Annotated in this window: 15 protein-coding genes; 10 read left to right on the top strand and 5 right to left on the bottom strand. The window is 65.8% G+C overall.

Annotated features, from left to right (window positions below):
• Positions 1–129: 129 nt before the first annotated feature.
• The gene (gene pdxH, locus GGQ64_RS05190) at positions 130–753 is read right to left on the bottom strand and encodes a pyridoxamine 5'-phosphate oxidase (protein ID WP_183800102.1); all 624 of its coding nucleotides are present in this window, start codon (positions 751–753) and stop codon (positions 130–132) included.
• Between the two features lie 78 nt (positions 754–831).
• Here pdxH and GGQ64_RS05185 point away from each other — a divergent pair, with 78 nt between their 5' ends.
• From GGQ64_RS05185 to GGQ64_RS05170, 4 genes are all read left to right on the top strand, one after another.
• Positions 832–1,254: an RT0821/Lpp0805 family surface protein gene (locus tag GGQ64_RS05185; RefSeq protein WP_246422355.1), complete on the top strand. Its 423-nt coding sequence runs from the start codon at positions 832–834 to the stop codon at positions 1,252–1,254.
• A 204-nt stretch (positions 1,255–1,458) separates the two neighbouring features.
• Entirely contained in the window at positions 1,459–2,526 is a 1,068-nt protein-coding gene (locus GGQ64_RS05180; RefSeq protein ID WP_425488486.1) for a DnaJ C-terminal domain-containing protein, read from the top strand.
• A 121-nt stretch (positions 2,527–2,647) separates the two neighbouring features.
• Complete coding sequence (gene fabI / locus GGQ64_RS05175) at positions 2,648–3,466, top strand: enoyl-ACP reductase FabI (protein WP_183800095.1); 819 nt, start codon at positions 2,648–2,650, stop codon at positions 3,464–3,466.
• Between the two features lie 21 nt (positions 3,467–3,487).
• Positions 3,488–4,069 carry a histidine phosphatase family protein gene (locus GGQ64_RS05170; protein ID WP_183800093.1) on the top strand — a complete coding sequence of 194 codons (582 nt, stop codon included), beginning with the start codon at positions 3,488–3,490 and terminating at the stop codon, positions 4,067–4,069.
• 69 nt (positions 4,070–4,138) lie between these two features.
• Here the strand turns inward: GGQ64_RS05170 and GGQ64_RS05165 are convergent, their stop codons facing one another.
• Positions 4,139–4,402 carry a DUF1344 domain-containing protein gene (locus GGQ64_RS05165; RefSeq protein WP_183800090.1) on the bottom strand — a complete coding sequence of 88 codons (264 nt, stop codon included), beginning with the start codon at positions 4,400–4,402 and terminating at the stop codon, positions 4,139–4,141.
• A gap of 249 nt (positions 4,403–4,651) precedes the next feature.
• Between GGQ64_RS05165 and GGQ64_RS05160 the strand changes: the two genes are divergently transcribed.
• From GGQ64_RS05160 to GGQ64_RS05145, 4 genes are all read left to right on the top strand, one after another.
• Positions 4,652–7,378 (top strand): bifunctional diguanylate cyclase/phosphodiesterase, encoded by a 2,727-nt coding sequence (locus GGQ64_RS05160; protein ID WP_183800087.1) that lies wholly within the window; start codon positions 4,652–4,654, stop codon positions 7,376–7,378.
• A 145-nt stretch (positions 7,379–7,523) separates the two neighbouring features.
• A complete protein-coding gene (aroC, locus tag GGQ64_RS05155) occupies positions 7,524–8,621 on the top strand; it encodes a chorismate synthase (protein WP_183800083.1) in 1,098 nt (365 codons plus the stop codon).
• Positions 8,622–8,646: 25 nt separating this feature from the next.
• Positions 8,647–9,747: a 3,4-dihydroxy-2-butanone-4-phosphate synthase gene (gene ribB / locus GGQ64_RS05150; RefSeq protein WP_183800080.1), complete on the top strand. Its 1,101-nt coding sequence runs from the start codon at positions 8,647–8,649 to the stop codon at positions 9,745–9,747.
• Between the two features lie 48 nt (positions 9,748–9,795).
• Positions 9,796–10,917: a hypothetical protein gene (locus GGQ64_RS05145; RefSeq protein WP_183800077.1), complete on the top strand. Its 1,122-nt coding sequence runs from the start codon at positions 9,796–9,798 to the stop codon at positions 10,915–10,917.
• 25 nt (positions 10,918–10,942) lie between these two features.
• On the opposite strand, the gene GGQ64_RS05140 is transcribed toward GGQ64_RS05145, so the two are convergent.
• The 3 genes from GGQ64_RS05140 to GGQ64_RS05130 form a co-directional block, all read right to left on the bottom strand.
• Complete coding sequence (locus tag GGQ64_RS05140; RefSeq protein ID WP_246422344.1) at positions 10,943–11,233, bottom strand: type II toxin-antitoxin system RelE family toxin; 291 nt, start codon at positions 11,231–11,233, stop codon at positions 10,943–10,945.
• Positions 11,220–11,465 carry a type II toxin-antitoxin system Phd/YefM family antitoxin gene (locus GGQ64_RS05135; RefSeq protein ID WP_183800071.1) on the bottom strand — a complete coding sequence of 82 codons (246 nt, stop codon included), beginning with the start codon at positions 11,463–11,465 and terminating at the stop codon, positions 11,220–11,222. The genes GGQ64_RS05140 and GGQ64_RS05135 overlap by 14 nt, the downstream gene beginning before the upstream one ends.
• Before the next feature lie 76 nt (positions 11,466–11,541).
• Complete coding sequence (locus GGQ64_RS05130) at positions 11,542–12,729, bottom strand: winged helix-turn-helix domain-containing protein (protein ID WP_183800068.1); 1,188 nt, start codon at positions 12,727–12,729, stop codon at positions 11,542–11,544.
• 101 nt (positions 12,730–12,830) lie between these two features.
• Between GGQ64_RS05130 and GGQ64_RS05125 the strand changes: the two genes are divergently transcribed.
• Entirely contained in the window at positions 12,831–13,511 is a 681-nt protein-coding gene (locus GGQ64_RS05125; protein WP_183800065.1) for an energy-coupling factor ABC transporter ATP-binding protein, read from the top strand.
• Positions 13,505–14,110, top strand: a complete 606-nt coding sequence (locus GGQ64_RS05120) for an energy-coupling factor transporter transmembrane component T family protein (RefSeq protein ID WP_183800062.1) — start codon at positions 13,505–13,507, stop codon at positions 14,108–14,110. The genes GGQ64_RS05125 and GGQ64_RS05120 overlap by 7 nt, the downstream gene beginning before the upstream one ends.
• The last annotated feature ends 8 nt before the right edge of the window (positions 14,111–14,118 follow it).

The raw sequence follows: 14,118 nt of genomic DNA, 5'->3' as shown, positions 1-14,118 counted from the left end.
GGGAGTTGTATACCTGCCGCCTGCAGGTGCGGCCCGGCGGGCTCCGGGCGCGGGCGCCATGGAGGACGGGCCCGGCCGTCCAACCGCCGGCCCTCGATCTTCAGACCGGCGGGGAAGCTCTCCCCGTCGTCACGGATACATCCGCACCTTTTCCCAGCCCTCGCCTTCGGCCGCAGTACGGCGGAACTCCACCCGGTCATGCAGGCGGAAGGGGCGGTCGTGCCAGAACTCGATCGACACCGGCCTGATGCGGAAACCGGACCAGTAGGACGGGCGGGGGATCTCGCCGATGGCATGGCGGGCGGTATATTCCGCCACCGCCTTCTCCAGCGCGAAACGGCCCTCCAGGGGCCGCGACTGCTTCGACGCCCAGGCGCCGATGCGGCTGCCGCGCGGGCGGGAGGCGTAGTATTCGTCGGCCTCGGCGTCGGAGACGACCTCGACGGGGCCGCGCAGGCGTACCTGCCTGCGGAGCGATTTCCAGTGGAAACACATGGCCGCCTTGCCGGCCCCCAGGATTTCCTGCCCTTTCTGGCTTTCGAAATTCGTGTAGAAAACGAATCCGCGTTCATCGAATCCCTTCAGGAGCACCATGCGGACATTCGGCAGGCCTGAGGCATCCACGGTCGCAAGCGCCACGGCGTTCGGGTCGTTCGGCTCGCTTTTTCCGGCGTCCGCCAGCCACTTCGCAAACAGGGAAAAGGGCTCGCTTTCCTCGGTGAAGTCACCGGTTGTTAACTCAATGTCGCTCATATTTGAATCCAATGCCGACTATCCGGTCCGTTGGGACATGCGGGAGTGGAAGTCATAACAAAGTCGCGACGGGAGACAATGATATTGTGGACGATGCGGTCACGGCTGCCGATTCTAGCACTCAGTGTCCTGCCGCTTGCAGGCTGCATGGCGGGAGGGCTCGACCTCGCGTCGGACATGAAGGTGGACAAGTCCGTCAAGACCAGCGCCGTTCCCGGCCAGAAGAGCGACAACACCTCCGATGCCGCGACCGTGCGCAACGCCGTCTCCTCGGTCGATCTCGCCCGCAATGACGGCGGCCCGATTCCGTGGGCGAACACGGTCTCCGGCAGCGCCGGCGTGGTGACCGGGCTCGCCGAGCTCAACGACGACACCGGCCGGACCTGCCGGGAGTTCACGACGACGCTTCACTCCTACGCCGGAATTGCGAACTACGACGGCCGCGCCTGCGTCGGCGGCGACGGAAGCTGGATGCTCACGCGCTTCGACCGGCAGGGATAGAGCCACCCTATCGCCCTGCCGGTGTCCCCGGCACCTGGAACGCTAACGACTTGTACACCATATGCGATTGCGGCCCCCGGCATGTAACCAACGGTTAGGGCGTTGCCCGCATCATCGATCCCCGCGGGTGAAAAAGGGAGCCCGGACCAAGGACAACGGGCACTGAGGCTCGACAGGTGACAGGGACAGGGCGGGTATATGTTGATGCGTGATCCGTATGCGGTACTGGGCGTCAAGCGCGACGCGGAGCAGGAAGAGATCAAGGCCGCCTGGCGCGTGCTCGCCAAGTCCGTCCACCCAGACCAGAACCAGGACGACCCCTTCGCCACCGTCCGCTTCACCGAGGCAGGCAGGGCCTACGAGCTGTTGCGCGACCCGGACAGGCGCAGCCGGTACGACCGCGCCCATCGCGACGCGGAAATCCGCCGCGAGAGGGAACTGCACCGGATGGAGCAGATGCGCCGCCAGCAGAGCGCCCGCAAGGCGCAGCCCGAGCCGGCAGCCGGTGCTGCCGAGAGCGCCGAGGCCATGGTCTCGCGCATCTTCGGCGTCGACGCACGGCAGCAGGTTCCCGGCAAGGCGGCCAATCCCTCCCCTCCCTCGCCCCCGATTGCACCCGCCCAGCGGCAGGCATCGGCCAAGGCACAGCCGGACCCTGCGGCGGACGAGGCCGAGAGCCGGTCCGCCGCCCCGCGCCGCGCCGTCGCCGCCGCCGACATCTTCACCGGCATCATCCGTCGCATCCGCGGCTCGCGGGCAATGGTTGACAAGGCGCCCGACCTTGCCTGCGACGTCACGGTCACGGTTGCCGACCTGCTGAAACAGGCGCGCGTGACGCTGGAGGTCAACGGCGAGACTCTGCGGGTCCATCTCGCCCCCGGCACCACCGAGGGCACCGCCATCCGCCTGCGCGAGCAGGGCCACCGCATCAACGACCTCAAGCGCGGCGACGCCGTCGTCACCGTCCGCGTCGCCCCCGGCCCGTTCCGGGTCGACGGTCTCGACCTCCGCACCGCGCTGCCCGTGACGATCGAGGATGCCGTGCTCGGCTGCGAGACGAGCATCGAGGGACCGGACGGGGAGCCCCTTGCGGTCACCGTTCCTGCCTGGACCAGTTCCGACCAGGTGATCCGCCTGGAAGGCCGGGGCCTGTTCGCCGCTGATGGTAACCGCGGCGATATATTGGTCGAAACACGGCTCCAGCTCTGGGAGAAGCCGGACGCGAAAATGATCGACCTGATGCGCAGCCTGCGCGAGGGCCTCTATCTGTGACGTTTCGGTGAAATCGCACCCATTGTTACGGACGCTAACAGTTCCTGAAGCTGCCGTGCTTGAACCGAAAAGCGGCGTGTGCCATAGGCTCAAATCGAATTAAATGAGCAAGGGACATTCCATGGTTCAGGCAACCGGTCTGATGAGCGGGAAACGCGGCGTCATCATGGGCGTGGCAAACAACCGCTCCATCGCTTGGGGTATTGCCAAGGCCGTTCGCGCGCAGGGTGCAGAGGTTGCCCTCACCTACCAGGGCGACGCGCTGAAGAAGCGCGTCGAACCGCTCGCAGCGGAACTGGGCGGCGTGCTCGCCGGGCACTGTGACGTCGCCGACGAGGCATCGATCGACGCGGTCTTCGAAAATCTCGAGAAGATGTGGGGCAAGATCGACTTCCTCGTGCATGCGATCGGCTTTTCCGACAAGGACGAACTGACGGGCCGCTATGTCGACACGTCCGCCGAGAACTTCGCCAAGACGATGCAGATCTCCGTCTATTCGTTCACCTCGGTCGCACGCCGCGCCGAGAAGCTGATGACGGATGGCGGCTCGATGCTGACCTTGACGTATTACGGCGCCGAGAAGGTCATGCCGAACTACAACGTCATGGGCGTCGCCAAGGCCGCGCTCGAGGCGAGCGTGAAGTACCTGGCCGTCGACCTCGGCCCCAAGAACATCCGCGTCAACGCGATCTCGGCCGGCCCGATCAAGACGCTGGCGGCATCCGGCATCGGCGATTTCCGCTACATCCTGAAATGGAACGAGTACAATGCGCCGCTGCGCCGGACCGTGACCATCGAGGACGTGGGCGACGTCGGCCTGTACATGCTGTCTGACCTCGCACGCTCCGTCACCGGCGAAGTGCATCATGCCGACAGCGGCTACCACGTCGTCGGCATGAAGGCGGTCGATGCGCCCGACATCTCGGTCATCAAGGACTGAGGCAGACCCCGGAGCGCCAACGTGCTTGTCTACATGATCCGCCACGGCCAGACGGACTGGAACGCAGAGGGCCGGCTGCAGGGTCAGAAGGACATTCCGCTGAACGAAACCGGACGCCGCCAGGCGTCCGGCAACGGGCTGGCGCTGAAGGAGATCCTCGGCGCCGCGGCCTCCGACTTCGACTATGTCGCAAGCCCGCTCGGGCGCACGCGGGAAACCATGGAACTCGTCCGGGCCGAGATGGGCCTCGACCCCCTCGCCTATCGCACCGACGAGAGATTGGTCGAAGTCTGCTTCGGCGACTGGGAAGGCTTCACCATCTCCGAACTCAAGCAGACCGTGCGCGACAAGGTGAAGGCGCGTGCGCGCTCGAAATGGGACTTCATCCCGCCCGGCGAGAACGCCGAGAGCTACGAGATCCTATCGTGGCGGGTGGGCTCGTGGTTCAACAACATCGAACGGCCGACGGTCTGCGTCAGCCATGGCGGCGTGTTCCGGGCCCTGTTCAAGTTCGCAGGCATGCCGCTCACCGACGCCGCCAACGCGGCAATCCACCAGGACCGCATCCTCAGGGTCGACGACGCCGGCGCGGCCTGGCTCTGACCCGGCCTGGTGACGGGGCCGATCACCGGGCCCTGTCCTCACCTTTTCCAGCGAATCTGCCTTCGGCGGCTACTGGATGATCTCCAGGTCGTCGATGACGCGCTTGCCGTCGACCTCGGTATAGAACACCAGCACCTTCACGCCCGGTTGAAGACCTTCAAAATTGAACTCCTCCGGCGCCTGGTACTTCTTGCCGTCGTCGAGCGACAGGCTGAGACCATTGGTATCGACGTTGGTGATGACGGCTTCGACGTCTGCGCTCTCGGCATACACCGCCGTCAGTGGCGCAAGGATACCGGCTGCTGCGAGCAGCGCGGCGACTACAAAACGCATCTTGTGAACCCTCTTTTCGGAATCATTGTTCCTGCAAGGCACGCTTGATGCCCCTCGAATATGGCGAAATTCGCCCCCCGCGGCCCCCGACGCCTATTGGATGCCTGCAAACGGGCCGGCCTACAACCCCTGAACGCGACGATCCCCGTCCGAATTTCAATGCCTTGCGATGCCCAGAAGCCGGGTTGTGCATCAATGCAATGTTAATCGACGCTTGCCTACTGTGCCGTAACGTAAGGGGAACCGGGCTTGACGCAGCCGACAACCATAAGACGAAGACTGAGGACCGCTGCCGACTGGGCCAGGCCGTCGCTGCTGCCGGCAGCCATTGCCGCAACCGTCATCTTCGTCGCCGGCCACGCCTACGAGAAGCAGGACCAGCGGCTCTACCGCAACGAGTTGCATGCGCGCGTCGCCAACGAGCTGACGCTGATCAGCGCAAGGCTCGAGGGCGAGATCGACAAGAGCGTGTCGGCTCTTCGCGGGCCTGCCAACATGTTCGCCGTCTCCCCGCCCCAGGCCGCATCGCAGTTCGATGTCGTGGCGCGCAAGCTGATGGTGCAGAACGTGCAGTTCCGCCGGATTTCGGCGGCGCCGGACGGCGTGATCGCGCAGACCTTCCCGGAGATGGGCAACGAACGCTACAAGGGGACGGACCTCAACCGGTTTCGCTCCTTTCGCGTGGCGGCCGAGACCAACCGCGCCTTCGGCCGGCCGCTGATGCTCGGCCCCGTGCAACTGCCGGACGGCAGCCGGGCCTTCAACCTGTTCATCCCCGTCTTCGGCACCGACCGGGGGGCCTTCAACTTCTGGGGCTATATCGAGGGCGTCATCGACGAGCGCAGGATCTATACCGACGCCGGCCTCGTCACGCCCTCCGACGGCAGGAAGAGCGAGCAGTGGCGGGGCAGCGCCACCATCAGCCTGTCCATCCGCGACGTCAGCGTCGCCGGCAATGTCCAGGATCCGTTCTTCGGCGACCCCGAGGTCTTCAACGGCGATTCGGTCCGCCGGACCGTCGATTTTCCGGGCGGCAACTGGGAATTGGCCGCGGTTCCGGCCGAGGGCTGGGAGACCCCGCCGGGCAATACGAGCCAGGTGCGCGCGCTGACCGCCAGCGCCGCACTCGTCATCATCCTGCCGATCTTCATCACCGGTGGCCTCGTCAGCGAGCGACAGCGCCACCTTGCCGGCATGAAAGCGCGTGAGACGGAGATCCGCGCCCTGTCGCAGCGGCTCGACCTCGCGCTCGAGGCCTCGAAGACGGGCATCTGGGAGATCTCGCTCAATGAGCAGCGCCGCAACTGGGATCGCCAGATGTTCCGCCTGCACGGGCTTGCCGAAGGGGCGTCGCCGAGCGACGAACTCTGGCGCTCCGTCGTCCATCCCGACGACCTTGCGGCGACAGACACCGCCGCCATGGCTGCCATCCACGGCCAGTCGGGGTACTTCTCGCAGTACCGGGTGTTCCTGCCGGACGGCGGCATCCGGCATATCCGCAACGTCGGCTCGCTCCTGACGATCGACGGCGACGAAAAGCTGCTCGGCATCAGCTGGGACGTGACCGAGGACGTGCTCCTCAACGAGCGGCTGAAGGCGGCGAAGGAAGAGTCCGAGCGCGCCAAGGCGCTCGCCGATGCGAAGAACACCGAGCTGGAGCTGACCAAGAACCGCATCGAGCACAACGCCCTGCACGATCCCCTCACAGGCCTCGGCAATCGCAGGAAGCTCGACGAGCACCTCAGCGCGGTTGCGATCCGCAGCGTCGCCGAGGAGATCCGGATCGGTATCCTGCACATCGACCTGGACCGGTTCAAGCAGATCAACGACACGCTCGGCCATGCCGCCGGCGATGCGCTGCTGGTGCATGTCGCCAGGATCCTGCGCGAGGCGGTGGCACCCGGCGACCTGGTCGCCCGCATCGGCGGCGACGAATTCGTGATCGTCGTCGGCGACCGCAACAGCCGCGCCTATCTCTCCGACCTGTCCCAGCGCGTGATCGAGCTCATGCGCCAGCCGGTCGAGTACAACGGCCACATGTGCCGCTTCGGGGTCAGCATCGGCGTCGCGGTCGGCAACGGAAGGCGGATCGACACGCGCAAGTTGCTCGTCAATGCCGACATCGCACTCTACCGGGCCAAGGCCCAGGGGCGCAATCGCCACGAGTTCTTCGATGCCGTCATCGCGGCGGAGATCCTGCGCAACAAGCGCACCGCCGACGACATCCTCAGCGGGATCGAGAACAACGAATTCATTCCCTACTACCAGCCCCAGATCTGCGCCCGCACGCTCGAACTCGTCGGCGCCGAGGCGCTGATCCGCTGGCGCCACCCCCAGAGCGGCATCCTGGCGCCGGCACACTTCCTGGCGATCGCCGAGGACCTGAACGTGATGGCGACGCTCGACGGCATCATGCTGGAAAAGGCGCTGATCGACCGCAGCCGCTGGCTGGCGAAGGGATTGCCGCTGCCCAAGATCTCCGTCAACGTGTCTGCCCGGCGGCTCCGCGACGAAACGCTTGCCGACAGCCTCCTCGGCCTTTCGATCCTTCCCGGCCAGATCTCGTTCGAGCTGGTCGAGGCGATCTTCCTGGACGAGACCGACGACATCGTGCTGAAGAACCTCGAACGCATCAAGGAACTCGGCATCGACATCGAGATCGACGACTTCGGCACCGGGCATACGTCCATCGTCAGCCTCCTGAAGCTGCGGCCGAAGCGGCTGAAGATCGACCGGCAACTGGTCGCGCCGATCCTGAGCTCGCGCCGCGAGCAGGCGCTGGTGCGCTCGATCATCGAGATCGGCCGCTCGCTCGGTATCGAGATCGTCGCCGAAGGCGTGGAGACGATGGCGCATGCCGAAATGCTGAGCGCGCTCGGCTGCGACCTCCTGCAGGGTTACGCCTTCGCCAGCCCGCTGTCGCGGGAGGAATTCCAGTCCTACGCGCTGGAACAGCGCTGGAAAGCCGCCTCCTGAGCCGATCCGTCCGGGCCTTTCGAGGGGATCGCCGCTTTCGCGTCAAGAAACGCTTCAACTTTGCCGCAATCGGCACTATGAGTGCCGCCGGAAGGTCGGCTGCCGGCGCCGGCCGCGCAAGACCGCTTGCATCGGGCAGGAATTCATGTCGCACAATACTTTCGGCCATCTTTTCCGCGTCACCACCTGGGGCGAGAGCCATGGGCCCGCGCTCGGCTGCGTCATCGACGGCTGCCCGCCCGGCATCCGCTTCACGCTTTCGGAGATCCAGGCCTGGCTCGACAAGCGCAAGCCCGGCCAGTCCCGCTTCGTCACCCAGCGCCGCGAGGACGACCTCGTGCGGGTGCTCTCGGGCGTGATGGCGGACGAGGACGGCGAGACCTTCATCACCACGGGCACGCCAATCTCGATGATGATCGAGAATACCGACCAGCGCTCCAAGGACTATTCCGAGATCGCCAAGCGCTATCGCCCCGGCCATGCCGACTATACCTACGACGTGAAATACGGCATCCGCGACTACCGCGGCGGCGGGCGCTCGTCCGCGCGCGAGACGGCGGCACGGGTGGCAGCCGGCGGCATAGCCCGCAAGGTCGTACCGGGACTGACCGTGCGCGCAGCACTCGTGCAGATCGGCAAGCACAGGATCAACCGCGACAACTGGGACTGGAGCGTGGTCGGCACCAATCCGTTCTTTGCGCCGGACCCGGCAATCGTCCCGGTCTGGGAGGAATATCTCGACGGCATCCGCAAGGCCGGATCGTCGGTGGGCGCCGTCGTCGAAGTGGTGGCGGAGGGCGTTCCGGCCGGGATCGGCGCGCCGATCTACGCCAAGCTCGACCAGGACATCGCCGCCAACCTGATGTCGATCAACGCCGTCAAGGGCGTCGAGATCGGCAACGGCTTCGAGGCGGCTGCGATCACCGGCGAGGAAAACGCCGACGAGATGCGCATCGGCCCGGACGGCAAGCCCGTCTTCCTTTCCAACCATGCCGGCGGCATCCTCGGCGGCATCGCCACGGGCCAGCCGGTGGTGGCGCGGTTCGCCATCAAGCCGACCTCGTCGATCCTGAGCGAGCGCCGTTCGATCGATAGCGACGGCAACGAGGTCGACGTGCGCACCAAGGGGCGGCACGACCCCTGCGTCGGCATCCGTGCCGTGCCGATCGGCGAGGCCATGGTTGCCTGCGCGATCGCCGACCACTATCTGCGCGACCGCGGCCAGACCGGCCGGCTGAAATAGATACGACACGATCAGGAGAGACCAGATGTCCTTTGACCAGAAGCGCGTAGTCGATGCGATCCGGGCATTCGAGGCGGGCGAGATCGTCGTCGTCACCGATGATGGCGGCCGGGAGAACGAGGGCGACCTGATCGTCGCCGCCGTCCACTGCACGCCCGAGAAGATGGCCTTCATCGTCCGGCACACCTCCGGCATCGTCTGCACGCCGATGCCCCGCGAGGAAGCCAAGCGCCTGAACCTTGCCGCCATGGTCGCCGACAACGATTCGGCGCACACGACGGCGTTCACGGTATCGGTCGACTTCAAGCACGGCACGACCACCGGCATCTCCGCCGACGACCGGACGCTGACGGTGCGCAACCTTGCCAACCCGAATGTCGGCGCGACCGATTTCGTCCGCCCCGGACACATCTTCCCGCTGGTCGCCCGCGAAGGCGGGGTGCTCATGCGCTCCGGGCATACCGAAGCCGCGGTCGATCTGTGCAAGCTCGCGAGCCTGCCGCTGATAGGCGTCATCAGTGAACTCGTCAACGACGACGGCACCGTCATGCGCGGGCCGCAGGTGGAGGCGTTCGCCGACACCCACGGCCTGAAGCAGATTTCCGTCGCCGACCTGATCGCCTACCGCCAGCGCAAGGAGACGCTGATCGAGAAGGGCACCACCTTCGAGATCGAGACCCCGTTCGGCAAGGCGACGGCCACCACCTACGCGCTACCCTGGGACCCGATGCAGCACATGGCCGTCGTCTTCGGCGACATCCGCGACGGGATCGAGATCCCGGTGCGGCTGCATCTGGAAAACGTCGGCGAAGATGTCTTCGGTGGGGGACGGGCCATTGAGGGCATCATGAAGCGCATCGCCGAGCACGGCCGCGGCGTGATCGTCTATCTGCGGGAAGGCTCCGTCGGCGTCGGCGTGTCGCGGACGGCGCGCAAGGGCAATGCCGACCGCGAGGGGCACAGCGAGGCTGCGGCGCGCGAACACGAATGGCTGGAGATCGGCCTCGGCGCGCAGATCCTGAAGGATCTCGGCATCGCCTCGATCCGGCTGATGGCGTCGCGAGAGCGTCACTATGTCGGGCTAGAAGGGTTCGGCATCCAGATCGCCGCCACGGACATCTGCTGACAGGAACATCCCCTCGCCCGATCGCTCACCGCCGAACCCAGAGCCTGCATGAAGCACGACCGTCCTCTTCGCCTGGTGATGCACATCGGTCCTCACAAGACCGCAACCACCTATATGCAGGCGAACTTCCACGACAATGCCGAGGCACTGCTGAAGCGCGGCTGGCTCTATCCGGCGATCGGGGAGCGGGTGGGCATCGCCCATCACGACCTTTCCGACCACGAGACCCAGTTCGTCAAGCGGGAGGGTCCCGCCTATGCCGACTTCATGAAGGTGCTGCAGCGGGCTGACCGCGAAGGCCTCGACATCCTGCTTTCCTCCGAAGGGTTCCGGCGCTGGAAGAAGGAGCACTTCCAGGCGATCGGCGACATCATCGGCAAGCGCAGGCTCACGGTCGTCTACACGCTGCGCGACCCGCTCGACACGATCTATTCGTTCTGGGCGCAGAAGGCGAGCATGGGCTCGGCGCCGAGCCTGCCGAAATGGATGGAGAAGCCGCTGCGCTCGCCCTTGCGCGCGACCTTCATGAACCCGCTGCGGGAAATCCGCCCCGTCGCCACGCTTCCCGGCGTGGACTACAAGGTCCTGCTCTATGAAGGCATCCGCCGGGACAAGCTGGACATCTATTCCTATTTCCTGCAGACGGCGCTCGGCATCCACGACATGCAGGCGACCAAGCCTTCGACGAACGAGCGGCTGCCGATCGAACTGACCGAGTTCATCCGGCTGTTGGCCAAGGAGAGCAGCTTTCCCACCGGCAAGGCGAACAGCCGCAGGGCGGTCCACATCGGCGTGGTCATGCGCTTCCTGTTCACGTCGGAGGAAAAGGCACGGATCATCGAGACGATGTCCACCGCCGGGGCGCCGGCACGCCGGACGCTTTCGCTGCCGCGCAAGTCGCGAAACTTCCGGACGGTCGAGCGGCGGCTCATGACGGTGCTGGGCGAGCGGATGCATCCGCGCCCTTCCAGCAAATCGCTGTTCGGCAGCGGAACGGCCACGTTCACCTACTATGACGACGAGGCGCTGCGCGCGATTCCGGAAGTGCAGGCGGTTCTCCAGGCCTCCCTGAAGAAGACGAAGAAGAACTACCCGCCGCTTGCCGCGCTCAACATGGGAAAGCGCCTGCTCGTGCGCTGGCGCAAGATCAGGAAGCGGGTGCGGTTCTGAGGTCGGCGGCGCCGCGGGCCGATCATCATTTCAGGCGCGACGCGGCCGCCTTGTAAACGTTGGACCTTTCGCGCCTGCCAACAGCGACGACGACAACCGTCACCTGCTCGTCTTCCACCCGATAGACCATCCGGTAGCCTGCGGCATGCAGCTTGATCTTGTAGTGATCGGGCATGTCCCGAAGGGCATCCGCCTGCACCTGAGGGTGCTCCAGCCGTTCCGCCAGCGTCTTCTTGAACTGCTGCTTCACGGTGGCACCCAGCTTGTCCCACTCCCTGCGGGCGCTCGGCAGGAAGGCGAGGCTATAGGTCGTCAAGGTCCACCGCGACCGGCTCCTCGGCCGCACGCTCCCCGGCGACCCTGGCAAGATCGAGATCGTCCAGCCGCTCGAGCATGGCCTCATACACCTCGGGCGGGACGAGATAGGCCATGACCTTGTTATGGTTCAGAACCGCCACAGGAAGTCCCCGCGCCTGGCCGACCACTGCGGCAGGGCTTTTCTTCAGGTCGGACACGCTGACGGCAAGTTCGGCTTCAATTCTCTGCATCGGAAATCTCCTCCGCAAAAAGGTACCAAATTCAGACCTAAATACAACCCGAAATCCAGTGATCCGCTGGCTGCGGCTACCGCCAGCCGTCCAGGTAGCGGACGTCGTCCACGCCGGTGAAACGGGCGAGGCGCGACAGCTCCGCCTCCAGCCGCTCCAGACGGCCTGCCGAGGCCCGCACACCCGGCTCCAGCCAGAGCTTCCTGACGGTCAGTTCGCCTGCCTTGCGGTCCGCTTTCATGTCGATGCGGCCGACCAGGCGGTCGCCTTCCAGAAGAGGGAAGACGTAGTAGCCGTACTGCCGCTTCGGTTCCGGGACGAAGACCTCGATGCGATAGAGGAAGCCGAACAGCCGTTCCGTGCGGTTGCGGTCCCTGATCAGCGGATCGAAGGGGGAGAGCACGCGCAGCCGGCCCGGCGGCTCCGGCGCAGTCTCCAGCAGCCCGGCGAAATCGGCAAAGGCGTGGGAAACACGCGGCTTTGCGCCGTCGGCGGGCTCGATGCGGATCGTGCGCAGTTCGTCGGCATGGCCCTCGACCCAGGCCCGCGCCTCTTCCGGCGTGACGAGGTCCCAGAAGGCTGCGATCTCGCCATGGGTGGCAAAGCCGAGCCGCGTCAGCGCGCTGCGGCAGGCCCAGTCGACAAAGCCCTCGTGGTCCACCTCCGGTTCATGATGGTGCTTCGGCAGCACCCGCTCGGCGAGATCGTAGACCTTCTGGAAATTCTCGCGCCGGGCGATCGCCACCTTGCCGGTGCGCCAGAGATATTCCAGCGCGGTCTTGCTCGGATGCCAGTTCCACCAGCCGCCGGATTCGTGCTCGGCCGCTTTCAGTTCGCGCGAGAGAACCGCACCGCGCTCGGCGATGCGGCGGTAGGTTTCCTCGAAGCTGGAATCGAAGCCCTCCCCCTGCCAGCGGCGCCAGCGCGCGAGGATGGCGTCGTTCTCGCGGCGGAACTTGTGCTTCCAGTAGGGATAGAAGGTGCTCGGGATGATCGAGGCGTCGTGCGTCCAGTTCTCGAACAGTTCGCCGTCCTTCTCGAGAAGATCGGCGAGATGTTCGCGCCGGTAGGTCTGGTTGCGCGTAAACAGGATCTGGTGATGGGCGCGCTCGACTGTGGCGATGCTGTCGACCTGCACGAAGCCGATGTCGTGGATGAGCTGCAGCAGCCCGGGCTTGCCCAGCACGCGGCCTGGAGACGCGCCGAGCCCCTGCTTGGCCAGGAAGATCCGCCGCGCGTCGCTGTTCTTTACCAGAATCGTCATGCCCGCATGATAGGCTTATTTTCCCACGCCTTCCAACCCGGTTTCCTTCGCCTGGCGAAGTGGCTATAGGTCCCGTCACCTCAGCGGCGCGGGAGTGGCTCTTGGACATCGTATTCAGCGAGGCTTCGGTCAGCTTTGCCGGACGGCCGGCGCTGCATCCGCTCTCGCTCAGGCTCTTCGAACGGCGCATCGGCATCATCGGCCTGAACGGCTCCGGCAAGACCACGTTCGCCCGGCTGATCAACGGGCTCCTGCGCCCCACCATCGGCCAGGTCACCGTCGGCGGCCTCGACACGGTCAAGGACGAGGCGGCGGTGCGCGGCCGGGCCGGCTTCATCTTCCAGAACCCGCAGCACCAGATGATCCTGCCGGTGCTCTCCGAGGACATCGCCTTCGGGCTGAAGAACCGCAGACTGTCGAAAGAGGAGATTTCGGCACGGACCGACGCAGTGCTCGAACGCTTCCGGATCACGCATCTGGCCGGACGCCGCATCCACGAGCTTTCGGGCGGGGAGACGCAGCTTGCGGCGATCGCCAGCGTGCTCGTCACCGGCCCCGACGTCCTGATCCTCGACGAGCCGACCAACCAGCTCGACCTGAAGAACCGCCGGCTGATCGAGGAGACCATCGCGGGCCTGCCGGAACAGGCGATCGTGATCACCCACGACCTGCCGCTTCTCGACGGGTTCGACCGCGTCCTTCTGTTCCACGAGGGTCGCCTCGAAGCGGACGCCGCGCCGCAGGAGGCGGTGCGCACCTATCGAAGGATCGTCGGATGCTGACGGGCCTCGACATCGCCGGCGACACGCCGCTTCACCGCGCCTCGGCACGGCTGAAACTGATCCTGCTGTTTTTAGCGGCGGTGGCGTTGTTTCTCGTCCACAGTCCCTGGGCGCTGGCGGCCGCCGCCATCATAGCCGTCGGGCTCTACGCCTCGACCGGCATCGCGCCTGGCGAAGCCGTCCGCCGCGTGCGGTTCGTGCTCTTCACCGTCCTTCTCGTCGCCGTCGCCAACTACATCTTCCACTCTCTGGACGATGCGCTGGCCGTCCTGTTCCGGCTCGGCGCGCTGGTGCTGCTGGCAGCGGCCGTCACGGCGACCACGACCATCTCCGCCTTCATGGACGAGATCACGCGTCTCCTGCGCCCGCTCGAGCGCTTCGGCTTCGTTCGCGCCGCCGACGTCAGCCTCGCGGTGGGGCTGGTGCTGCGGTTCGTGCCGGAGATCCTGGCGCGCTACGGCGACATCCGCGAAGCGCATCGCGCCCGCGGCCTGCGCGTACGTCCGCTCGGCGTCCTCGTGCCGCTGATCATCCTGACGCTCAAGGACGCGGACACGATCGCGATGGCGATTGACGCTCGCGCCTTTCGGCGGCAATAAACGCATCA

Source organism: Mycoplana azooxidifex (genome assembly GCF_014196765.1).
In the GTDB taxonomy this organism is placed as follows: Bacteria; Pseudomonadota; Alphaproteobacteria; order Rhizobiales; family Rhizobiaceae; genus Mycoplana; species Mycoplana azooxidifex.
The sequence above is the reverse complement of the archived record's forward strand: the minus strand, read 5'-3'. Positions and strand labels throughout refer to the sequence as shown.